We start from the raw sequence: 20,522 nt of genomic DNA, 5'->3' as shown, positions 1-20,522 counted from the left end.
GATAAGCCATTTTAGAAGTCAATTTGTTTCAAAAACTCGGCAATCTGGTTTTGCCCGTCTTCGGTTGAATGCGTGTATGTGTTCATTGTTACCTGAATATCATCGTGCCCCATGATCGTTTGCATATCCTTTAGCGTGACAGATGAGTTCTCCTCATACAACCAAGTGGAATAACTGTGTCGAAAACCATGTATCGTGATACGCGGTAGGCCAGTACCCGCGATTAATTTTTCCAGCAGATTAGTAGGGCGCGTTAGCTGCATGATTTTGGTGGGGTCGGCCGGACTGGGGAAGACAAGCTGGTCGATTTTGAAATTAGTTCCACGCCCAATCAACATTTTCTGTGTGAAGCGCCAATCCCTTAATATTTGAACTGTCTTCGGGTCAAGTGGTATCTTACGATAACCAGCGTCCGATTTTGGCGGTCCTAGTTTCAATGTCTTGTCCTCATCATCTCGGTAGGCTGAATGCTTAACTTCGATGTAGCCCTGTTTTAGGCTCACATACCGCCACGTTAAGCCGAGCAACTCACCGCGACGCATGCCCGTCATAGCTAAGGTACGAAAAATGGCGAGTATATCGATAGATTGTGTATCAATGATTTTTAAGAACTTCCTGAATTGCGCTGGTTGCCAGAAATTCTTGTCCGCGTGGCGCATAGACTGCTTGCCTTTCTTAGGGATAATGATTCTATCCACAGGGTTATCCACGCGATATCCCATGACGACAGCGTACTTCATGACCCGGCTAAAATAGTCGAGAAAGGTCTTATAACGCACGACTTGAGCCGACCATTTAATAACGGCTGTTTGGACTTGACCGGGTGTTATTTTGCTGATAAGGTAGTCGCCAAATTCAGGCAATATTCTGATTTTAAACCATGACTTCGTTTTCTGTGCGGTTGTCACGCGAACTGTCGGCTCATAAGTCTTCCACCAAATATCGTATACTTCGCGAAAGGTTGCATTACGCGGGCTTTCTTTCCTAAAAAATGTGCCGTTGGAAATTTTCAGTGATATTTCATTGTACGTGTTGTCTGCTTCCTCATAAGTCTTAAATCCCTGTCGGTGGATATTGCGCTGTCGGCCAGTCATTGGATTAATGCCGGCGTAGAGCGAAAAGCGGTAGTAGGTGGACTGCTTACCAGTTTTACGCTCGGTTTTTTTATACTTCTTGATTGCGGTATTTTTTCGCTTTGGCATTGTTTCATCTCCTTTTAGGCAACTTATTTGGTTGAAGTTTCCTTTGCTAATCGAATGTATGTTCTTTTTACGCGCTAAATAAAAGCCCAATCAGGGGCAATTAATAGATCACGGTTTTACAAGTTGAATTTTTCCGCCGAGTTCATTTATTACAGATGATGAATGGCATACCTAGCTTGGGATTTAGTAAACATATCACCCTTTTTTGATATTAGTCGGTGGTAAATTTCTTTGTTACACATGTGTTTTTTGTGGCGATAGAAGTTGGCAATCTTCAAAGCATTATGATTCCAATTGATGCCATGTATATGATTTACAGCATACATGGCAGCATGCTTAGAAAAAGCCGTTCCGTTTTTAAAATACAAATGCTTATAGATCATATGCTTTGACAAGTGATTGTGTTTCGCATAGAAATATCCGTTGGAAAGTGCAGCATCATACGACGATGAGGCTGCAAATACAGAAGTCTCATGAATAGGAAAGACAACAACATTACATAGTAAAAATCCTTCAAACACTAATAAGAATAATACAACTACATTTGAAGTTGCAGTGAAAACCATCTTATTGAATTTAAGCACTTGAAACGCCCCCCCAATAAAAATTAATTAGCGAAAACATTAGTAAAACCTGAGTTTTATCGTGTCTTTCAGATACCCCACAATTGATTATCTATCTTCATGTTTAAAAAGCTTTCAAAAGCAGACGGTTATGAGCCGTCTGCTCTAACCAACTGAGATAAAGGTCCGAAACATTTGTTCAGTTACTAATGAAAAATCCAGTTTGGTGGGATGGCCTCTGTAAAAATCAACCAGCAAATCCCACCGATTATTAAGCAGATGAAATAGAATATGGATAACGCTTTTTGGTAAAGTGCCAAACTGTGCCAACCATGAGTACGCATACGAATAATTGTTAGGCCGGTCATTGCCAATCCGAGTAGTCCCAGTATTAGTAGACCAATAAGAATAAAAACATCTGGATGATAAGGGTCATTGTCGGCTAATCCAACATTGCCATCGATGATTAAAAATATTGGAGTTATTAGTAACAATCCGTTAATACTCAGTTCTAGACACATCTTACGTTTAGATGTAAGCATAGATACATGTCTCCTTCCATATTATGGTCATCAGTATTTGGACTGTAATCCCCATGCCTGAGTCGAACAGGTACTGGTTCCGAGTGGGGAAGGTGAAATGTGTTATAATATGTATGATTTACATCAGAAGGAGGATCGCTTATGAATCAAATATCATACACTTTTCTGATTATTTTTCAAGTATCAATTATCTTAATTGATTTTTTCATAATTAAAATTTCCTTTGATTGGGGTAAAGATGAAACAGCAATTGGAAAAACATTTATTTTGTTAATTTCAAGTTCGTTGTCACTGGTTTGCATATTAACTTTTTTGGCTGTTTTACAAATGCTTTTGAATAATTCCTAACTTGACTGCCTTCTTCAAATAGGCAGTCTTTTTTAATTCTCCATTCTTGCTGCGACGCCATTGGTTGTTCTGAGTATCTGTAAAATACAATTCTGGAATTAAATGTCCATTTCCCAGTGTATGGTCATTAACAAAATCTGTTATTATCTTTCCCGGAGTCAATATTTCATAGTAAAAGCATTGGTATTGGCTAGATAGGGAATTATTCCCCTTGAATTTTAAATGATTGGGAACAAAAACAATTATCAAATTATATACAGGGAAAGGATTTTTATTAACCGTAATATTGGTACAATTTGGTGCATTATGCCATTCATCGGTGAAGGTTTCACCATCAAATCCAGGGTTGGCTTCCTTTGACAGAGATTCTTGCTTATCTTTAGCCATTGTGACATTCCAACTAGATATGTTTTTTGCCGTATCTAACTGTTTATCTATTTTTTGGCTTCTAAAGGCGTATACTGTAAAAAAAATAGAAACAATTGCTGCAAAACCCGTTATGATCTGTGCTATTTCTACAAAATCCTTCATAAAAATTCTCCCCTAAATTTCAGCTTTTAAAGTCATCAGTGTTTGGACTGGTAGCCTAACTTGCGTTCAATCTCCCTCGACGTGCTTGTCGAAGTGGTGCTAGTCCACCTTGGCGTAGTCAACGATGATATCAGATTTTAATGTTTTACCATTTAGCGTAACAGTGTCAGTTAGACCAGACCCCTTTACGGTGATTGTGTCGCCCTCATGAATAGGGTGGGTTTATTCAAACTCGATATCTACAACTGATTCTTCTAATTGGTGCAACCAACGATGACCCACTTAGTAATCATCACCAACGTTATATTTTATTTCCCCATTTTGGACTTCCAGAAGCTCCTTGCTTTTATCTGATGGGTTGGGAACGATTATATGACTGTATTTGTGATTCAATTTTGCGGACTCTGTTTTAGCATTTCTTACAAGAGAATTCCAAACAGATATTGAACCGCCATTTAGATCTTTAATAACTCTCGCATTTTTGGGAAGGTCAATTTCAATTATTTTATAATCTTTATTCCATTTCACGGTTGCATTTCCAAAATCGGTGTTATCACTAACAACGTTTTCCTTAACGCTACTTACTGCCCCCTGAGAGGTTTGTGTGTGAAACGCGAATCCGGCACCACCGATAATAATCAAGATTATAACTGCAATAATCCAAAAACCGGCTTTTTTAAACCACGGTTTGTGCTTTGTGACATCACTATTAGGCAAAATTTGCGACGGCACTTTTTCTTTAATAGCTGCACCTGAATTATCTTGTTTTGAACCACAAAATGGGCAGAACTCAGCTTCCTTAGGTATCTTTTCCCCACAATTGATGCAATATTTCAATTCTTCATTCATAATTAGTCTCCCTCCAATAATCAATTGCCTAATTTATTTCTTCTAATAATTTATTACGCCATTGTACAGGTCAAAACAAACTTAGTTGTTTAGTATGTAGGCATATGCGGATGAAATTAGCATTAATAATAAAGTATCGAGAGCAGCCAATAACAAGATAATGACCCATGGCCACCATTTTTTATACCAATTTTGTAAATAATCTTTTTTTCTAAAACGAACGCCTTGACTGTCAGATTTAAGAATAAGCATCACTAAGATAGCGATACTACCTACAAAAGGAATTAAAAGCAGCCAAAGAAATTGTCCGGAATGATTTGTATCATGAAGGCGACGAATCATACTTGTAAAACTTGCAACGGAAAAGAATGCGAAGATTACTGACAAGAAGAAAGCCAAAATAAGCATTCCTGGATGATCAATGTAAGTTTCTCCTTCAATGCTATCTACGGTTAGTAGTGGATAGTTAAAAACTATTTGAAAAGTAATAATACTAAAAACAAATTGAATAATTGCAATGGTTAAATATGACCACCAATAATCAGCACAATTCATCTGTTTTGAAATAGTAAAAGCATCTGCAAGATATAATTTAAAACTGTTGATCATTCCTGGATGATTGCTGTTATTGTCTCTATAATCTTCATCATTCACAGAATTAATAGAAGTCTCTTGTGGCTTAATTTGGGATTCTTCCGATTTTTGACTGACAGGTTCTTGACTAGCTCCGCAAAATGGGCAAAATTTAGCAGCTTTAGGAATTTTCTTTCCACACTTGATACAATATTTTGTTTTTTCGTCCATATGTAACCCCTCCAATAATTTTAATTTATCTCGTTGTATGGCGACCCATAGCTATGAACTAAGTCATAATAGCTTTCGGGTCCATATCCATTTTCCTCAACATATAATAGTCCCATCAACGCAGTTGCGAACTGATTGGCTTCGTATTCGCAGGTTCCATGGCTTAATTTCCCAGTCTGATACCCAGATATTCCTGGTTGGCAAATAATATGACCCAATTCGTGACCACAGGTAAAATTGCGTTGTACGGAATCACGAATGCTTTCATTTAACAAGATAATTGGGCATTTATCAAAATAAGCAGTTTGGCCGAGTGGGTGGGGACCAAATGCTTCCCAACAAATCTCAATATCCAATTTCTCTGTTATAAGAAAAGGATTAGCCGTTCCATTATTGAATACAACACTTTTGACCATTTCTCTGACAAAATTATTTGCGACTATCTTTTTGTTTCTGCTTGTCCCAAAAAAGTCCTTCCAAAACTCTTCTAACTTGCTTCTGTTCTTCATCGGTTAATCCCTCACCCCCATAAGTCATGCCATTGGCATTTTCCTCAAGAAATCTCTTGAGGTCTTTTTTATCATCATTGGTTGCCCAAGATGGAGTATGACCATTTCGATCAGTAGTGTTTCCTAATAAATAATCAGTAGAAACTTCAAAAATTTCTGATATTCTTTTTAATTCGTCTGTCGAGACCTTTCTTGATCCACTTTCAATCTTACTCATCGAAGACTTATCTAGGCCAAGGCGACGTGCGAGTTCAGATTGAGTAATATTTCCTTCTTCTCTTAGATTAACTATTTTATTGGCTAAAGATTTATCGGCCATGCTATCCCTCATTTCTAAATTCACAACTATATAATATCAAAGTTTCTAAAAAAGATACGAAAAGTTGAAAAAATCGCAACTAATAGGTTGACGTTTCTAAAATCTCAACGTATACTATAAATTGTAAGTTGAGATAATCGAAACGGAGGTGATTTAATGAAATATGAAATCAATCTTGACTTGATTAAGAAAAAGCGAAAATATGAAGGCTTTACAATGCAACAAATGGCTGATTTTATTGGATTGCATGACAAATCTAGCTATTATAAGCGTGAAAATGGAGATTTGAATTTTCAAGTTGGTGAGATTCCAATAATAGAAAAAGTATTAAAAATCCCTAGCAAAAAAATTTTTGTTGAATCGTTGACGAAATCTCAACATTCCGCGCAGGAACCAAGCACGTAAGGAGGTGAAGTAATGAATGAGCAACAGGCAGACGCACTAATTGATGAGTTACACGAATTAAACAAAACGCTCAAGGCTATCGCTAGTAACCAAGAGCGTCATGATATTTCAATTACGGCGAAAAAATGAACCATTTAACCTTTAGATGCGGTTCCAATCGTCATGCCAATTATTTTACTAGAATCTAACACTAAAAATGGAATAGAAGCTTCTCTTCCAGTCGAAATTGCTTGAATTGTAACATCTTTTAAATAAATCAATTCATTTTGAGAGCTTAAAGTTTCTGTTCTTAATTTATCCTCAGTGGTCTTATCAAAGTCGACCTTTTTAGATAACTCAGAAATGAGTTTGACACTCTCTTTTTCTTCCTTCAAAAAGGCTTTATAAAGTTCCTCGTAAACGGGAGAATCACCAAGCTCTGATGGATCTTCTAGTTGAATACCGCTGATTAGGTTATCCGATGTCACAAATAAAGCTTTGTTATTGTTACCAATCACCTTAGGGGTATTGGCAAGAGCTGAAAAAATTAACGATTTATAGTTCATGTTTATTTCACCACCTTTAATGGAATAACTTAATTATCCCACTAAAAGGTGACGAAGAAATTCAATTTTCAAAGTAGGCAAATGAAATCATTTTTCCACCTCGTTGTAGGGCGGAAAATCGAAGAAGTCGTGAAATGATACTCCCAAACCATTGCAAACTTTATAAACTGTATCAATTCTTGGAGCTGATCCACGATTTACGATGTTGCTTAATGTAGTTGTTGCCATTCCAGAAAGAGTAGCAACCCGATTTAATGTTATGTTTTCTTCTCTCATATAAGAATATAACCGTTCTTTAAAAAGTTCGCTGTGTTGTTTATCCATAGATATCACATCCTAACTCAATTGAGTATGAATCAAACATAACATTATTTATTTCAAGAAAGTTACTCAAAAGAGTAGACAATTAAACCAATTGAGTATATACTCTAAAGAGTAATAAAGGTGAGGTGATCAAATGACAACAGGTGAAAAGCTTATCTTGTTGAGAAGCCAAAAAGGATTTACTCAAGCTAAGCTATCTGATTTAAGTAAGGTTCCACAAACAACCATTAGTGGAATTGAAAACACTACGAAAACACCTGGTCTTATAACTGCAATTAAGCTTGCCAAGGCCTTGGGAGTTGATGCAGAGGACTTATTACCTGAAAAGGAGGTGACCAAGTAGTGGAAGCAATAAAAAACATTTAGTTTTCAAAGAACGAAAGGATGATACAAATGGAAGAACTAATTAAGACGTTCAAACGAAGTAACGGTTCCGTTGCTGTCGACGGTCGGGACTTGCATGACTTCCTCGAAGTTGAAACACCATATCGAATTTGGATTCAACGAATAATCGAATATGGATTTACTGAAGATGTTGATTTTGCAGGTTTTGAACAAAAAAGTACGAAACCTCAAGGCGGTCGCCCACAGGTAAATCATGCTTTAACTTTGGACATGGCAAAAGAGTTATCCATGATCCAACGAACTAAGAAAGGTAAGCAAGCTCGACGATATTTCATTCACATGGAAAAGCAAGCTCAACTGCCACAAAGCCCCGCTGAACGATTGCAGCTAGTTATGCAAGTTACTAACGACCAAACCCAGCGGATAGAAAAAATCGACAGTCGCGTAACTGATCTAGAAGATAACCAGTTTCTTGCTCCAGGCGAATACAACTATTTATCTAAGGCTATTAGCAAGACCATCAATAACTTCATTAATGCTCAGCAAACAGGTTTGAATATGAAACAACGTCGCGAATTGTACAAGGACATCAATGGCGGTGTTAAGAAGATTACTGGTATCCAAACACGTTCACAGCTTCGCGAGGGTGACTTCCAAAATGTTCAGGATTACGTGAGCAATTGGGTACCGTCAACTGCGACGCTGGCACTCATTAAGCAACTAGCTTAACCTGTCTCCAATATATCCAATAAAGGAGACAATATCAGTAAATTAAGTTGCTGAAAGGAGGTGAATCCATGCAGAAACGTAAGGAAGCAGTCCAACTCGACTTAGCCTTGAACGACAAGCAACACGAAATTACCGCTACTAAGCTAGCCAAATCCATTCCGGTTGTTAAATCGTCCGTCACAAGATGGAGAAACGGCAAGAACAAGATGGACTCCAGCATTATGAAGACCGTCGCTAAAGAGATTCACAGCGTCGCACTTCATTACTCACTGGCCCGAGCCGATTACAACATTCTCTCATTTAAGGAAAGCAAACGCGTTAGCAAAGATTTATTTGCTACGACAGCAGACCAAAAGAAGGAAGAGCACGATCGGCAAGAGGTTCAAGATAAGGCGTTCGAGAGTGCGGCGGTTCCCAAGGAACATCGCACGGGTAAGGACTATGAATGTATCAATAACTATGTAGAACAATTGATGGAAGAGATTGGTTCAGAAATCACTGAACTACTGACATTTTGCAAATATGTAGGACTTGACGCAAATGAGCTTATCAAGAAATTCAATGAAAAATGCGGGGGATGACCACATGGAAGAGGTTCAGGAATTACCAGATGTATCGAAGCTCCTAAGCCTAATCGCTGACCGAATGGCCGATGAATTACAGCCTCGATACTTGAAGTTACATGACGCGCCAACTTATGTGGGTGTCACAGGCGGTACGTTCGATAAATGGCGCAAGCAAGGCTTAGTTGACGTTATCAAGATTGGTGGTATTAATCGCGTAGATCGTTACGATTTAGACCGCTTGATGTTGGAGCACAAATACGGGCCACACGCTGGGAGATGAGCACATGGAAACATTAGGCTTTGGCATCATCGTTTTAATCGTAGTCGTCACTATGCTGGCCGGCGGTATCTACGTCCGGTATCAGAAAGGGGATGTGAAACGTGAATTTAAAAACTTCACCGATGATTTTTTCGGGATTGAGGGCAAATAAAAAAGCTCTGAGCGGCCACTCAGAGCAAGCTAACATCTACGCATTGGTAAACATTTTACATTTCAATTGTACACGCAATGGCGTATTACTTCAATCAACATTTCGCGGCCAGATCAAAGAAAAGAGGTTGATCTAATGATTTCAATAGCCTGGCATAAATGGGAAGACCTGGATAAGCAGGCGGTTAGAAAAGACACCGAAGGCTATGAACTAGCCGATTTTAGCTACTACTGGCAGGTAGACGATGCTACTTTTATCTTAGATGACGTGGACAATATTAATGCTTACTTGGAACCATATGGTGAGAGCGGCTATGACACTTATGCCGAATTAGTTCAAGCACTGGTGACCACCTTTCCTGAAGTAAGCTACGTCATTTACGTACAGGACAATATTTTCTGCCAGGACTGGCACGAAGAAATGAAAAAAACAGGAGGTCAACCACATGAGTGAAGGAATTTTAAACACGCCGATCATCTACAAAGCGAATGGCGAAGAGGTTAAGCTAAGCGGTCAAATGGTCAAACAATACCTAGTGAGAGGAAACGGTAACGTCACCGAACAAGAAATTGTCATGTTCATGAATCTAGCGAAATACCAGCATTTAAACCCGTTTCTTAACGAAGCATATCTAGTTAAATTTGGTAACTCGCCGGCTTCCATCATCACCAGCAAAGAAGCATTTATGAAACGGGCCAACAGCGACCCACATTACAAGGGGATCAAGGCTGGCATCATGGTCGCTCGTGGTGATGAAATCGTGCAATTAAACGGTGCTGTGAAGTTACCGAAAGACGTGTTGATTGGTGGCTGGGCGACCGTTAAACGTGATGATCGTGACGATACACACGTCGAAATCGACTTCAAGGAATTTAGTAAGTCACAGGCAACGTGGAAGTCAATGCCAAATAACATGATTCGTAAGTCAGCCATGGTTAACGCATTACGAGAAGCCTTTCCAGAAACACTAGGTGATATGTATACCGAGGATGACAAGAATCCCAATGACCACGCGAACGCGCGACAGACTTTACAAGCGACAGAATCAACGCCTAGCAACGTTAAAGATATCATTAGTAAAGCAGTCAGCGAAACGGTTAAAAAGACACAGGAAGCTAAATCAGTAGACGACAAGCCTACCGCAGAAACGCAAGCTAAGCCCGATTCAGCTAAAGAACCTGAACCCGACATCGTAAATAAAGGTGGTGATCCGCATGACGACCAGTATCTCTCCGACGAAGAACAACAAAGCATCTTCGAAGCCGTTAACGAAAAGTAATTACTATGATCGTTGGACAGACGATATCTATCTATCGCCCACCGTTTACAAACGGTACCAAGCCTGTGAGGCTGAAGCATTAGCCGAGCAAGCTGGCCAATGGGCGCAGATGGACGCCACAGCGCTCCTCGTTGGCAACTACCTCCACAGCTACTTTGAATCACCGGCAGCTCACGAAGCCTTTATCGAGGAACACAAGGATGAGATCAAGAGTTCACGTAAGCCGTACAAGCTACTGAAACCTTATCAGCAGGCCGAGATGATGATTAAAACCCTTGATGAAGACGAGACGTTCCAGCAGTTCTATCAAGGCGACAAAGAAGTGATCGTCACCGGCAAGATTGAAGGGGTACCGTGGAAAGGCAAAATCGATTGCCTGAATCTCGACAATAATTACTTCATTGATTTAAAAACGACTCGTGACCTCCATATGAAATATTGGGATACCGACGAACACAAATATGTACCGTTTGTCACCAAGTACAACTACCAGCTTCAAATGGCGGTATACAGAGAGTTGATCAAGCAGACGTTCGGCATTGAGTGCACTCCGTACATCGTGGGTGTCACGAAACAAGACCCGCCCGATAAGGCGGTGTTATCGATTCCCGATGAACAGCTTGACTGGGCTTTAGACGACGTCAAAGCAGGTCAACAGCATATTTTAGACGTTAGGCATGGCAAGGCGGAACCCACTCGCTGTGAGCAATGCGACTATTGCCGGAGCACTAAGACGCTGGGCGACATTATTTCCATTGAGGATCTGGTTGATTAGGAAGGTGGGGGAAAGATGAACGGTTACTTTTCCCACGATAGCAACGCCAGAAATTCTAACAAGCTTTTACGAGTACGAATGGAATTGGGTGCTGCTGGTTATGGAATTTATTTCATGCTTTTAGAGCGACTACGCGATGAAGACGACTACATGAGTATCAAAGATTATAACGCTATAGCCTTTGACCTTCGTGTTGATGCTTCGCAGATAAAAGCCGTTGTTGAAAATTTTGGGTTATTTGCCTTTACCGAAAACGGTAAGTACTTCTACTCCGAAGGCTTCAACAAACGAATGTCGATCAAGGATGAAAAAACCAAACGACGAGCAGCAGCCGGTAAAAAAGGCGCAAGTAAGAGATGGAACAAAGATAAAAATGGCAATGCTATAGCAAAGCCATCAACTGAAAATGGCAATGCTATAGCAAAGCCACCATCAAGTGATGGCAAGGAAAGTAAAGTAAAGGAAAGAAAAGAAAAGGGAAGTAAAAAAGAGATAACCGAAAACGACACTCTCATGGACTTCATCGATTTTTGGGATGAATACCCCAAAAAAGAGAAAAAGCAGGATGCCAGCAAAGCCTATTATGAAGCTCGCTTAGGGGGTGCAAGCGTTGATGAACTGTTACAGGGCGCTAAACGCTATGCCAAGTTTATTAAGGCTACACACACGTTCTCAGCTATGGCAAGTAACTGGCTAGACGATAGCAGATGGTCTGACGAGTACGACATGACACCGCATCAGCAAGCGAATAGTCGGGGTGGCTTTGTAGCTAGCCAGTCCAATAGCAGTTTCGATGATTCCGATATTCCGTTTTAGGAGGCTTATAAATGCCAGAAAAAACGTTAGATCTAACGGGTATCATGGCGGCGATTCCAGCATTACGAAATCGTTTCCGGAACGCCGGAGCGTGTCCCGAATGCGGGTATGACATGCTTGAAGCCTTTAATCCTGATACCCAAAAGGCTATGTGCAAACCGGCTTGTCCAAACTGCGGGTACCGTGTCAATGGCCACGTACCTAGTCAACGCGAACAGGACGCCGAATTTACCCACGAAGCGAACCGAAGCGACGCCATCATGTATCTTGCTCATACGTCGGTCTTGACTGATAAGGACGTGCTGGATAAGAACTTTGAAAACTTCCACGCCGGCACTGTTGACCAGCAGAAAGCGCTTGGCGTTGCGAAGCGCGTTGCTAAGGACATCGGTTCAGGTCAACCGGTGCACGCGGTATTTACCGGCTCCACGGGGGTTGGTAAATCGCACTTGGCAATGGGAATCCTGTACGAGGTACTCAAACAGTCCAATTACCGCAAGAAGGTGGCCTTCATCGACTTGCAGGAGCTGATAAAGCACATGAAGATAGGTTTCGGCGATGATAACGAGTTTGCTCGTTACAACCAAGGCACTATGGCTGAAATCAGCAAAGCCGATGTAGTGGTCATTGACGACCTAGGCTCCGAAGCTGGGGACGGGTCGAATAACTATTCAGCCTCACAGTTCAACTTAGACACGGTATCTGGTATTTTCCGAGCACGTGAGAATAAACCCACGATCATTACGACAAACCGCGTAGGCGTCGATTTAAAGCGTATCTACGGTGATCGTGTTGTTAGTCGAATTACAGCTCACGTCATGGGTCACACGATGGACTTTACCGGTATCAAGGATTACCGCATGAATCACTAGGAGGAATCGCAATGCTAGAAAAAAATAACTGAAACAGACCCCATAAAAATGGGTGACAGCGTTCCAGGTACAATCCAGATGGACGAGAGATACAAGGGGTGATGCATTGCAGAGATCTAGGACGACATTAGTTGAACAGGACGGCAAGCAATATCTCGTCACAGAGCTGGACGAAGCACCGAACCTTGACCATATCGAGACTGTGGCGGGTTCGACCAGCGAGTTCTACATGGATTGGGAGCTGGCTGATACCCGTAAGGTGAGACCGGCACAGAGACGCTTATTCTTCGCCCTGCTGAACGACATCATGGAATGGTCAATAACGCCAAAGGATTTTCTCAAAGAGTTGTTCTACATGCAATATTCGATATACTCGGACGGCAAGGAAATCAGTCTGGCAGACGATTCCACAAACTCGGTGAGTGATGGGAATATATTATTAGACCTCGTCATCGATTTCATGTTTACGTGGCGGGTGCCGTTCAAAAAAGGCTATGAACTATTGCCCAGAAACGAGGCATATTACATGTTTGAATGTTGTCGACACCGAGTTTGCTGTGTCTGTGGTGCTGAGCATGCGGATATCCATCATGTGGACGTGATTGGCAGTGGAGTCAACCGTAACCACGTGGACCACACAAAGCGGCATGTAATGTGTTTATGTCGAGAACACCATACTGAAATTGAAACAATCGGGCCAACAGCCTTTGCATATAAGCACCATGTAACGACAGCGGGTATCAAGCTAGACGCCGACACACTAAAAAGAATCGGCGTGCAGGGTAACTATAGCGCTAATCAAAGGGGATCATAATAATGGCAGAACACAAGTTCGCAATTTATCGAATGGAAAACGGTCACAAAATTTATGCTAATATCGGTGGTCATTCGGCGCAACCAACGTGGTTGGAATCAAGCAGAATAGTTCGAGAACGTACTCGTTTGCTAAAAGCTGGGATTCATACGCTAGTTGAACTCGATGAGCAATGGACCCAAAATCAGCAGGCTAAGCAGGTGAAGGCATGAAAGATGAAACAATGACGATCCGTGAATATAGACAGGTGAGAGGCCTAACTAGGCAGTGGCATTTGCACCCCTTTAATATTCGGCATGCACCTACCGGCGGTTATTTGTTTGAAGATAAGAAACGCCAGGTGATCAGTCAGTATTGGACTGATCCCGCAGCCGGTAAATTAGACCTTATAGCACAACAGCGGAAGGGTGATAATAATGCTTGATTACGAGGCTTTAAATAAGCTAGAAAAACAATATGGCAATATTAATTTAGTGCCAGAAGATAATCCGGTATTAAGTAAGCTTAGAAAGTCCGCGATTGGTAACGAAGACGATCCACAAGTTAGGTATCCAACAATTAGTGCCACGATTAGTCATGATGATGTGATTGAGATTCAATACTATTGGGATCATGGCGTTCACAATGCACGTAAAATTGGCCGTCTAATGGGTCATGATCACATCTGGGTAACCAGGCGGTTAGCAGTGATGGGCCTTAACACCATCAAGCATAAGCGGATTAGTAATGCGGAACAACGGCGCCACTATCGAAATGGGAGCGAAAACCATAAATGAAAACAATTAGTATTACGGATTTACGAGATAGCAACGTGTATTACCTTAGTAACTTTAGTTCAGAGTGTTTTAGCTTTAGTAAAAATGCCAATGAGGCAGCGTGCTTTGGTCAACAGGATGGCAAATTTATTGGTCACAAAGTAGCCAAAATTCTGAACGGTGTGGTCAAGGTTAAAGATATGGAGGGTGAATGATGGATAAATCGATCTTAGAAAAACGTATTCATACCAAGGCAGAAGAACGTGCAGATGGATATTTTCGTGGATTTAATAATTTTTTCCGTGAACACAGTGAATTGGTAAATGAACTTGTTTTAACAAATAGCAAGGAAAAAATATATTTCAAAACGGACTATTACGGCGGTAATGGTATGTTTGACAGCCAAGAGATCCTAAACAAATACACTAATTGGTAAGACATTCGTAATGAACTTGTCAAAAAATACGAGAAAGAGGAAACCGACAATATTTTATCAAAGCTAGATAGCATTAATTATCTATTGGAGGGCGAATGATGGATATAAAATTTAGAGCATGGGACATTAATGAGAAACGAATGCTCAAAGTATATAGACTTAGTTTTGATGGACCAATTGAGGGGACTCAAGTGCATTGTTACTTAGACGATAGAGGATCTAAGGGATCAAAGGAATATTCTTATGATGGTGATGGGTTAATTTTAGAACAGTATACCGGACTGAAAGATGCCAATGGCAAGGAAATCTACGAGGGTGACATTTTAGCCACATCGTCTGTGATATGTGGAAGTAGTGTGACTGACTATATAACCCCTGAGTGGCGAGAGGAGTATGCAGGATTTTTCTGGGGAGAAAAGCAATTTTATGCTTGTTTAGGCGAATGGGATAACGAAATTAAGTATCCACAAACATTCCCTGAAATAATCGGTAACGTACACGAGAACCCAGAATTATTGGAGGAACAGCATGAGCGATGAACTAAAAGAATTAGAACGTCGATTGATTAAAGACCAAAAGAGGGAACAAGAAAACGGTGATGATAAACTGGCAGAAGGGATAATGGTTGCACTGTTTGAAATTGAGCATCTTAGCGAGGACTATACGGGATAGGAGGCTATCGAATGACACCAATTTTGGACGCTTGTTGTGGATCAAGAATGTGCTGGTTTGATAAGGATAACCCAACTGTAACCTTTATGGACAACCGGGAAGAAACATACTCCATTGGAACCTATCTTACAAAAGATGGTGACAAGGAGAGACTTCTTACTGTCAAACCAGATGTTATTGCGGACTTTCGCAACATGCCTTTTGAGGATTCCCAGTTCTATATGGTTGTTTTCGACCCGCCACATTTAATAAGGGCAGGGAAAACAAGTTGGCTTGCCAAGAAATACGGAACACTGAATCGAGATTCTTGGCAAGATGACTTGCGCAGAGGGTTTTCTGAATGTATACGTGTTCTAAAACCGCACGGAACGCTTATATTCAAGTGGAATACCGAACAGATTCCAATGAAAAAGGTTTTGTCGTTATGTGAATGCAAGCCGTTGTTCGGAGATAAGCGAAGTAAAACACGCTGGATCGTTTTCACGAAGGATGTTGCCTAATGAAATGGGACTCGCTACTTTCGGGCGTGGGTATTGGCATGGAAATTATGTTCCTATTAATATTTATGTTCGGTGAATTTAATATTGGGCCATATGTATTGAGCAAGGGCTGGACAAAGTGGGCGGCCATTATAATTCTAGTTTATAGCATTGTTCATAACATTTTAAAATTTAAGTAGGGGTGATTAAATGCATGAAGTAATTGAAGCAGCCATATCAGTAGGACGTGCCGAGGCTAATCGAGATGTAGCCATCAAGTTTGATTCACAAAACAGCGTCCATCTGATAGAACAAGCAACTAATGACTTACGAGTGGCTAACAAGAAGTTAGTAGAAGAAATCAAAAAGTATAAAGTTGGCCAATAAAAAAAGCCACCCCAAAAGGAATGGCAATACTACACAACGATTAATATTATATTCTAAAAGCATTGACATGACAAGGGGTGGGCGGTTTGAACGACTGTTTTAAGAGCTGGGACGAATGGGCGACATTAGCAAATGTTAAACGATTATTGAGACAGTATCATACTTTCAAACTTGAATTAGCGACTATTAGGCTGAATACATCTTTATCAGGTGTCACGTACGATGGCATGCCACACAGCATTACAAACGTTAATGGGACTGAGGAAAGTTTAGTAAATGAATTGGCCAAAGAACAAAGACAGCGCGATCTGTTGACTCATCAGATTGCCATGGTTGATGGCACACTCACGACCATGCATGACATTGATGACTGGACTAGTTATCTGGCCACAGTGATTGAGTATCGTTATATTAAGCGATGGCGGGTAGTTAAATGTTGCATGAAGTTGGGGGAACAGTCTTATATAAAGGAACAGTATGATGGGACCCCATTGCCCAAAACAACGTTTAATGACCATCAAAATAGCGCGTTGTTGGCATTTGCAAGAATTTATCCAGATCGTAAGCAATTGATTGCCGAAAAAGTTCGTTCATAATCCGTTCATGATTCGTTCATGATTCGTTCATAATCCGTCGTTTACGTCTGATTTTGGGTGTAAATTAATAGTATGCCAATGTGAGTGATACGCATGAAGTAAGTCATGAAACTGCGTAGTCTTCTTAAATGTTGTTGGCCGTTGTGAAACGGTCATGATCGCGAGTTCAAGCAACGGTTGCTTAACTGCTTCATAAGCAGAATTTTGTCGGTTCAACTCCGGCACTCGCAATTGCCCGTATTCCTGGAGGTGAAGCTCCTCTCTGACGGGCAGCTAAATTTTCCCTTGCTATAAAGTCGGCCGAGCAGTGCCGGCTTTTTTATATACAAAAACACCCACCATTTCTGGCAGGTGTTGGGAAAAATTGGTTAGTATTCGTTGGAAGTAATGCACTTACTCCCGACACAATAATAGCACTTTTTAGCGCAAAAACACCCACCATTTCTGGTGGGCGGCAATGTAAACAAACCGATTTATTAATAGACAACTCAAGAGTACGCTTAAGCTGTCCAAAGTTATAATAACACGTATTATGTAAAAGAGCATAACTAGACCCACTATTTTCTAGTGGGTAACGTATGACATTTGGCACAAGATATATATTTGAGACACAAGGTCTCAGCTGAATTCTAACATACAACTATTGGAGGTGTCAGTATGAAAATAGATAAATATGATGTGCTGGCTATCGTAGCTTGTGTGCTGGCACTAATCATGGCGTGGTGGTTATCATGAAGATGATTAACTGCAAGTATGGATATGTGAGCCCGACAGAACTCAAGGTATTTAGTGAATTAGATCGTGAATTAAAGCAAAAGCAGCGTCGTGCTAAACAGCATGGCGCTTTTAATTTGCACAAAAAGGAGAAATCTTGCAATGACAAATACAGCAGGTTTTAGGCGGATGAAGGCTCGTAAGCAGAAGCTAGAAGATCATTACGACATTTCTATTGATGCATGTGGAAATGCGGTGAAGGTCAAAAAAGCAATTAAACAGGCTAAACAAAAAACGGTAGAGAGAATTGCGGAGGAGTTTTGAGCATTCAATGAGTAAGCATAATAAACATACGAAGAGTCACAAGAAGTCCAAAATTAAGGATCGCAAGCGTAAAGCTTTACAGGCACGTAAATTGAATGAGTTTAGACTAAAAGGAAAAGCCTGTATAGAGGCGAAAATAAAATGAGATACGATGAGTTAAGAGATTATTTTAAACAAAAGTCTCCAAGCAATGACATTAAGATGAAATATATTTATGCGCAGGGAAAGCTTATAAACGGGGTTGCTAAATATTATATTGATGGAATTGAATTTTTGATTATATTTAGTTCTGAGGCTCAATTTGCTAGTGGTGTTATGTATAGTTCAGAAGATGTTAATAATATTAATTCCACATTACAGACACCATTTAAAGAACGGTTAACAGACGACATGCGACATAAGCAGGAAAGGATGAGGGAACGTGCCTAAGGTAATCCTTAAATATAAAAAAATGACCCCGTCTGCCATGGCACCACATCAGGCACATCCAGATGATACCGGCTTTGATTTATATGCTGATCAAACTGTTTATTTTGCACCATTCGAAACGAAAAGAATTTCTTTGGGGATTTCAATTCAGTTAACCAAAGGATATTCAGCTGAAGTTAGACCAAGGTCAGGGATGAGTCTTAGGACACCATTAAAGTGCATTCTCGGAACGGTTGACCCTGGCTATCGTGGTGAAATCATGGCGATTTTCGTTAACTTATCTAATCGGCCTAATCAAATTAACAAATGCGATAAGGTTTGCCAGTTGGTTATTCGGCGTGATGCCTCAGTACAGTCTATTGAATGCGACAAACTAAATGACAGTGACCGTGGTAGTAACGGTTTCGGTTCAACTGGGAGGAATTAAAATGACAAAAATGTTCAATTCAGGTGATCAAAGGTTTAATAAATCGGCAATCGTTAGCATGATTCAAGACGAATTTAGTACGGAGATAAATAAGACATTGAGAGATGCCGTACTGGACACAAGTGCTGTTCAAAAGAAGCTAGATAACGGCACGATTGACAAAGGAATTCAGCAGGCTGCTGAGATTATGGCCAAGTCACTAGATACAATTAGTCAATATGACAATGTCAATGAAGATTATCGATACTTCTTCGCGCTAACAGAGACATTTGGTAGCAATATCACACCGCCATACCGTGGTGAATAATTGTGTTGACTTTTAATACATAGAATGTAGGAGGTGTGGTGATATGTAATGAATAACCAGAAACAAGCTGAGAAGGATTATCTATCAGGAATGAAGTATAAGGACATTGCTGAAAAGTACCAAGTATCGATAAACACGGTTAAATCATGGAAAAAACGATACGGTTGGCAACGCACACAAAATAAAAAGGGTGCACACAAAACGGCAAAAAGGGTGCACACAAAACCGAAAAAGGGTGCACACAAAAAAGAAGATAATTCTGATGAATTAACTCCCCAACAAGAATTGTTTGCACAATTGGTTGGCGGTCAGAGAATTCCTTTATACCGAGCATATCAAGAAGCTTATTCAGCAACTAAGCCTTCACTGGCAACAGCTATGACGAATGGGCCGAAGCTTGCCAAAAACGATAAAGTTAAACTCAGAATAACTCAGATTTCCCAAGAGATAGCTCGCAAGTATAATTGGTCAATTGACAGTGTGGTTGACTCATATACTTTCCTGCATGATGAATCTAAGGCTGACATTCTAACCAATGGTGTCAGGAAAGCAACGGCGGATGCCATGATCCAGTCCCTCGAAGATATTACTGATGTCCTTGGATTGAAAAAATCATCCAAGGTACAGGCACGTAAAACGAGTGCTGAGGCTGAAATTGCTGAAGCGAAGGCAAAAGAAATTAAAAAAGTTGAACATCATGAAGATGGGACGCTGGTAGTTGACGATTTGGGAGGTGTTAATGATGATAACGAAAACCAAGCGAGTGATTAAAATATCACAGCTTGTTAATCCGCACTTTAAGAAGTTATGGTCTACCCAACGTCCTTACATTATTGCTAAGGGCGGTCGTGGTTCGTTCAAATCATCAACCATTAGCTTAAAGCTGTTGACTATGCTCAAGAAGCAGGCCCAGTTAGGCCATAAAGCGAACGTCGTCTGCATTCGGGAAAACACGGTTAACTTGCGTGATTCTGTATATGGACAAATTTGTTGGGCAATTGACAAGCTTCATATGACAGATGAATTTAAATATTCAGTTTCACCAATGCGCATCACCCATATTTCATCGGGCAGTGCGTTCTATTTTTACGGCGGTGACAAGCCTGAGAAACTGAAATCAAACACGATCCAAAATGTTATTGCTCTGTGGTTTAATCTTTAGGCCACATTAAACTCCTTTAATTCGGTGAAACTCCAAACGTGAAAGTCGCGGACAATACCGAGCGAATGTTTATTTACCAGAAATTTTGAGAGCATTACCCCAACATTGAAGAAATACTTGCTGGTAAATAAAAAACGTGTAACGACTATCGAAAGCGTTCAAGCAGACTGAAATGTCTGCTTTTTTGTGCGATGAGTAGAGTAAGCCTTAAGTGAGGCTGAAAGAGGGAGGACTGTTTAGCAGTCAATATATAGTCTGAACTGTAT

The 20,522-nt window shown here is 40.5% G+C and carries 38 protein-coding genes and 1 tRNA gene; 29 read left to right on the top strand and 10 right to left on the bottom strand.

Annotated features, from left to right (window positions below; genetic code table 11):
- Nucleotides 1–11: 11 nt before the first annotated feature.
- The 8 genes from FC82_RS14085 to FC82_RS14050 form a co-directional block, all read right to left on the bottom strand.
- Complete coding sequence (locus FC82_RS14085; protein ID WP_056997319.1) at nt 12–1,202, bottom strand: tyrosine-type recombinase/integrase; 1,191 nt, start codon at nt 1,200–1,202, stop codon at nt 12–14.
- 149 nt (nt 1,203–1,351) lie between these two features.
- Nucleotides 1,352–1,786, bottom strand: a complete 435-nt coding sequence (locus tag FC82_RS14080) for an Ltp family lipoprotein (protein WP_056997318.1) — start codon at nt 1,784–1,786, stop codon at nt 1,352–1,354.
- Between the two features lie 185 nt (nt 1,787–1,971).
- Nucleotides 1,972–2,307 carry a hypothetical protein gene (locus tag FC82_RS14075; RefSeq protein WP_054759875.1) on the bottom strand — a complete coding sequence of 112 codons (336 nt, stop codon included), beginning with the start codon at nt 2,305–2,307 and terminating at the stop codon, nt 1,972–1,974.
- A 321-nt stretch (nt 2,308–2,628) separates the two neighbouring features.
- Nucleotides 2,629–3,186: a hypothetical protein gene (locus tag FC82_RS14065; RefSeq protein ID WP_056997317.1), complete on the bottom strand. Its 558-nt coding sequence runs from the start codon at nt 3,184–3,186 to the stop codon at nt 2,629–2,631.
- Nucleotides 3,187–3,468: 282 nt separating this feature from the next.
- Nucleotides 3,469–4,035 carry a zinc ribbon domain-containing protein gene (locus tag FC82_RS14060; RefSeq protein WP_056997316.1) on the bottom strand — a complete coding sequence of 189 codons (567 nt, stop codon included), beginning with the start codon at nt 4,033–4,035 and terminating at the stop codon, nt 3,469–3,471.
- 81 nt (nt 4,036–4,116) lie between these two features.
- A complete protein-coding gene (locus FC82_RS14055; RefSeq protein ID WP_056997315.1) occupies nt 4,117–4,839 on the bottom strand; it encodes a DUF805 domain-containing protein in 723 nt (240 codons plus the stop codon).
- 20 nt (nt 4,840–4,859) lie between these two features.
- Nucleotides 4,860–5,255: an ImmA/IrrE family metallo-endopeptidase gene (locus FC82_RS16610; protein WP_054759867.1), complete on the bottom strand. Its 396-nt coding sequence runs from the start codon at nt 5,253–5,255 to the stop codon at nt 4,860–4,862.
- A gap of 13 nt (nt 5,256–5,268) precedes the next feature.
- Complete coding sequence (locus FC82_RS14050) at nt 5,269–5,667, bottom strand: helix-turn-helix domain-containing protein (RefSeq protein WP_065101495.1); 399 nt, start codon at nt 5,665–5,667, stop codon at nt 5,269–5,271.
- A gap of 156 nt (nt 5,668–5,823) precedes the next feature.
- Between FC82_RS14050 and FC82_RS14045 the strand changes: the two genes are divergently transcribed.
- Entirely contained in the window at nt 5,824–6,072 is a 249-nt protein-coding gene (locus FC82_RS14045; protein WP_054759863.1) for a helix-turn-helix domain-containing protein, read from the top strand.
- 134 nt (nt 6,073–6,206) lie between these two features.
- Here FC82_RS14045 and FC82_RS14040 read toward each other — a convergent pair whose 3' ends face one another.
- Nucleotides 6,207–6,617 carry a hypothetical protein gene (locus FC82_RS14040; protein WP_056997314.1) on the bottom strand — a complete coding sequence of 137 codons (411 nt, stop codon included), beginning with the start codon at nt 6,615–6,617 and terminating at the stop codon, nt 6,207–6,209.
- A gap of 87 nt (nt 6,618–6,704) precedes the next feature.
- Entirely contained in the window at nt 6,705–6,941 is a 237-nt protein-coding gene (locus FC82_RS14035) for a helix-turn-helix domain-containing protein (RefSeq protein WP_054759859.1), read from the bottom strand.
- A gap of 133 nt (nt 6,942–7,074) precedes the next feature.
- On the opposite strand from FC82_RS14035, the gene FC82_RS14030 reads away from it, so the two are divergent.
- The 28 genes from FC82_RS14030 (at nt 7,075) to FC82_RS13910 (ending at nt 20,256) form a co-directional block, all read left to right on the top strand.
- On the top strand, nt 7,075–7,284 hold the full coding sequence (locus FC82_RS14030; protein ID WP_054759857.1) for a helix-turn-helix transcriptional regulator: 210 nt from the start codon (nt 7,075–7,077) through the stop codon (nt 7,282–7,284).
- A 50-nt stretch (nt 7,285–7,334) separates the two neighbouring features.
- Nucleotides 7,335–8,015, top strand: a complete 681-nt coding sequence (locus FC82_RS14025; RefSeq protein ID WP_056997313.1) for an antA/AntB antirepressor family protein — start codon at nt 7,335–7,337, stop codon at nt 8,013–8,015.
- Nucleotides 8,016–8,083: 68 nt separating this feature from the next.
- A complete protein-coding gene (locus tag FC82_RS14020; protein WP_056997312.1) occupies nt 8,084–8,596 on the top strand; it encodes a hypothetical protein in 513 nt (170 codons plus the stop codon).
- Nucleotides 8,597–8,600: 4 nt separating this feature from the next.
- Nucleotides 8,601–8,861, top strand: a complete 261-nt coding sequence (locus tag FC82_RS14015; RefSeq protein WP_054759853.1) for a hypothetical protein — start codon at nt 8,601–8,603, stop codon at nt 8,859–8,861.
- Nucleotides 8,862–8,865: 4 nt separating this feature from the next.
- Nucleotides 8,866–9,012, top strand: a complete 147-nt coding sequence (locus FC82_RS16810) for a hypothetical protein (protein ID WP_156405162.1) — start codon at nt 8,866–8,868, stop codon at nt 9,010–9,012.
- A gap of 135 nt (nt 9,013–9,147) precedes the next feature.
- Nucleotides 9,148–9,465 carry a hypothetical protein gene (locus FC82_RS14010; protein ID WP_054759851.1) on the top strand — a complete coding sequence of 106 codons (318 nt, stop codon included), beginning with the start codon at nt 9,148–9,150 and terminating at the stop codon, nt 9,463–9,465.
- Nucleotides 9,458–10,291 (top strand): phage recombination protein Bet, encoded by an 834-nt coding sequence (gene bet / locus FC82_RS14005; RefSeq protein WP_065101494.1) that lies wholly within the window; start codon nt 9,458–9,460, stop codon nt 10,289–10,291. The genes FC82_RS14010 and bet overlap by 8 nt, the downstream gene beginning before the upstream one ends.
- Nucleotides 10,227–11,066, top strand: a complete 840-nt coding sequence (locus FC82_RS14000; RefSeq protein WP_056997311.1) for a PD-(D/E)XK nuclease-like domain-containing protein — start codon at nt 10,227–10,229, stop codon at nt 11,064–11,066. Before bet ends, FC82_RS14000 begins: the two co-directional genes overlap by 65 nt.
- 15 nt (nt 11,067–11,081) lie before the next feature.
- On the top strand, nt 11,082–11,882 hold the full coding sequence (locus FC82_RS13995) for a Lin1244/Lin1753 domain-containing protein (RefSeq protein ID WP_056997310.1): 801 nt from the start codon (nt 11,082–11,084) through the stop codon (nt 11,880–11,882).
- Nucleotides 11,883–11,893: 11 nt separating this feature from the next.
- A complete protein-coding gene (locus FC82_RS13990) occupies nt 11,894–12,754 on the top strand; it encodes an ATP-binding protein (RefSeq protein WP_054759846.1) in 861 nt (286 codons plus the stop codon).
- A gap of 106 nt (nt 12,755–12,860) precedes the next feature.
- The gene (locus FC82_RS13985; protein ID WP_054759844.1) at nt 12,861–13,568 is read left to right on the top strand and encodes a putative HNHc nuclease; all 708 of its coding nucleotides are present in this window, start codon (nt 12,861–12,863) and stop codon (nt 13,566–13,568) included.
- A gap of 2 nt (nt 13,569–13,570) precedes the next feature.
- Nucleotides 13,571–13,780, top strand: a complete 210-nt coding sequence (locus tag FC82_RS13980) for a hypothetical protein (protein WP_056997309.1) — start codon at nt 13,571–13,573, stop codon at nt 13,778–13,780.
- On the top strand, nt 13,777–13,992 hold the full coding sequence (locus FC82_RS13975) for a hypothetical protein (RefSeq protein WP_054759841.1): 216 nt from the start codon (nt 13,777–13,779) through the stop codon (nt 13,990–13,992). The genes FC82_RS13980 and FC82_RS13975 overlap by 4 nt, the downstream gene beginning before the upstream one ends.
- Nucleotides 13,985–14,344, top strand: coding sequence for a hypothetical protein (locus FC82_RS13970; RefSeq protein ID WP_054759839.1), 360 nt, complete (start codon nt 13,985–13,987; stop codon nt 14,342–14,344). The genes FC82_RS13975 and FC82_RS13970 overlap by 8 nt, the downstream gene beginning before the upstream one ends.
- Complete coding sequence (locus FC82_RS13965) at nt 14,341–14,538, top strand: hypothetical protein (RefSeq protein ID WP_054759832.1); 198 nt, start codon at nt 14,341–14,343, stop codon at nt 14,536–14,538. The genes FC82_RS13970 and FC82_RS13965 overlap by 4 nt, the downstream gene beginning before the upstream one ends.
- On the top strand, nt 14,538–14,759 hold the full coding sequence (locus FC82_RS13960) for a hypothetical protein (RefSeq protein WP_056997308.1): 222 nt from the start codon (nt 14,538–14,540) through the stop codon (nt 14,757–14,759). The genes FC82_RS13965 and FC82_RS13960 overlap by 1 nt, the downstream gene beginning before the upstream one ends.
- A 98-nt stretch (nt 14,760–14,857) precedes the next feature.
- The gene (locus FC82_RS13955) at nt 14,858–15,298 is read left to right on the top strand and encodes a YopX family protein (protein WP_054759830.1); all 441 of its coding nucleotides are present in this window, start codon (nt 14,858–14,860) and stop codon (nt 15,296–15,298) included.
- Nucleotides 15,288–15,431 (top strand): hypothetical protein, encoded by a 144-nt coding sequence (locus FC82_RS17025; protein ID WP_169790583.1) that lies wholly within the window; start codon nt 15,288–15,290, stop codon nt 15,429–15,431. The genes FC82_RS13955 and FC82_RS17025 overlap by 11 nt, the downstream gene beginning before the upstream one ends.
- A gap of 11 nt (nt 15,432–15,442) precedes the next feature.
- On the top strand, nt 15,443–15,931 hold the full coding sequence (locus FC82_RS13950) for a class I SAM-dependent methyltransferase (RefSeq protein ID WP_056997307.1): 489 nt from the start codon (nt 15,443–15,445) through the stop codon (nt 15,929–15,931).
- A gap of 189 nt (nt 15,932–16,120) precedes the next feature.
- Complete coding sequence (locus FC82_RS16805; RefSeq protein WP_156405161.1) at nt 16,121–16,297, top strand: hypothetical protein; 177 nt, start codon at nt 16,121–16,123, stop codon at nt 16,295–16,297.
- A gap of 86 nt (nt 16,298–16,383) precedes the next feature.
- Nucleotides 16,384–16,893, top strand: a complete 510-nt coding sequence (locus FC82_RS13940) for an ArpU family phage packaging/lysis transcriptional regulator (RefSeq protein ID WP_056997306.1) — start codon at nt 16,384–16,386, stop codon at nt 16,891–16,893.
- Nucleotides 16,894–17,052: 159 nt separating this feature from the next.
- A tRNA-Met gene (locus FC82_RS13935) sits at nt 17,053–17,124 on the top strand.
- Between the two features lie 645 nt (nt 17,125–17,769).
- Complete coding sequence (locus FC82_RS16800; protein WP_156405160.1) at nt 17,770–17,931, top strand: hypothetical protein; 162 nt, start codon at nt 17,770–17,772, stop codon at nt 17,929–17,931.
- Between the two features lie 141 nt (nt 17,932–18,072).
- On the top strand, nt 18,073–18,360 hold the full coding sequence (locus tag FC82_RS13930; RefSeq protein ID WP_054759822.1) for a hypothetical protein: 288 nt from the start codon (nt 18,073–18,075) through the stop codon (nt 18,358–18,360).
- Complete coding sequence (dut, locus tag FC82_RS13925) at nt 18,353–18,787, top strand: dUTP diphosphatase (protein ID WP_054759820.1); 435 nt, start codon at nt 18,353–18,355, stop codon at nt 18,785–18,787. Before FC82_RS13930 ends, dut begins: the two co-directional genes overlap by 8 nt.
- A 1-nt stretch (nt 18,788) precedes the next feature.
- A complete protein-coding gene (locus tag FC82_RS13920; RefSeq protein WP_003560206.1) occupies nt 18,789–19,094 on the top strand; it encodes a hypothetical protein in 306 nt (101 codons plus the stop codon).
- Nucleotides 19,095–19,142: 48 nt separating this feature from the next.
- A complete protein-coding gene (locus FC82_RS13915) occupies nt 19,143–19,865 on the top strand; it encodes a helix-turn-helix domain-containing protein (protein WP_056997305.1) in 723 nt (240 codons plus the stop codon).
- On the top strand, nt 19,837–20,256 hold the full coding sequence (locus tag FC82_RS13910) for a phage terminase large subunit (protein WP_056997304.1): 420 nt from the start codon (nt 19,837–19,839) through the stop codon (nt 20,254–20,256). Before FC82_RS13915 ends, FC82_RS13910 begins: the two co-directional genes overlap by 29 nt.
- Nucleotides 20,257–20,522 lie beyond the last annotated feature (266 nt).

This window comes from Secundilactobacillus collinoides DSM 20515 = JCM 1123, assembly GCF_001435975.1.
Lineage (GTDB): Bacteria > Bacillota > Bacilli > Lactobacillales > Lactobacillaceae > Secundilactobacillus > Secundilactobacillus collinoides.
This window is presented reverse-complemented; position numbering and strand designations above follow the sequence as displayed.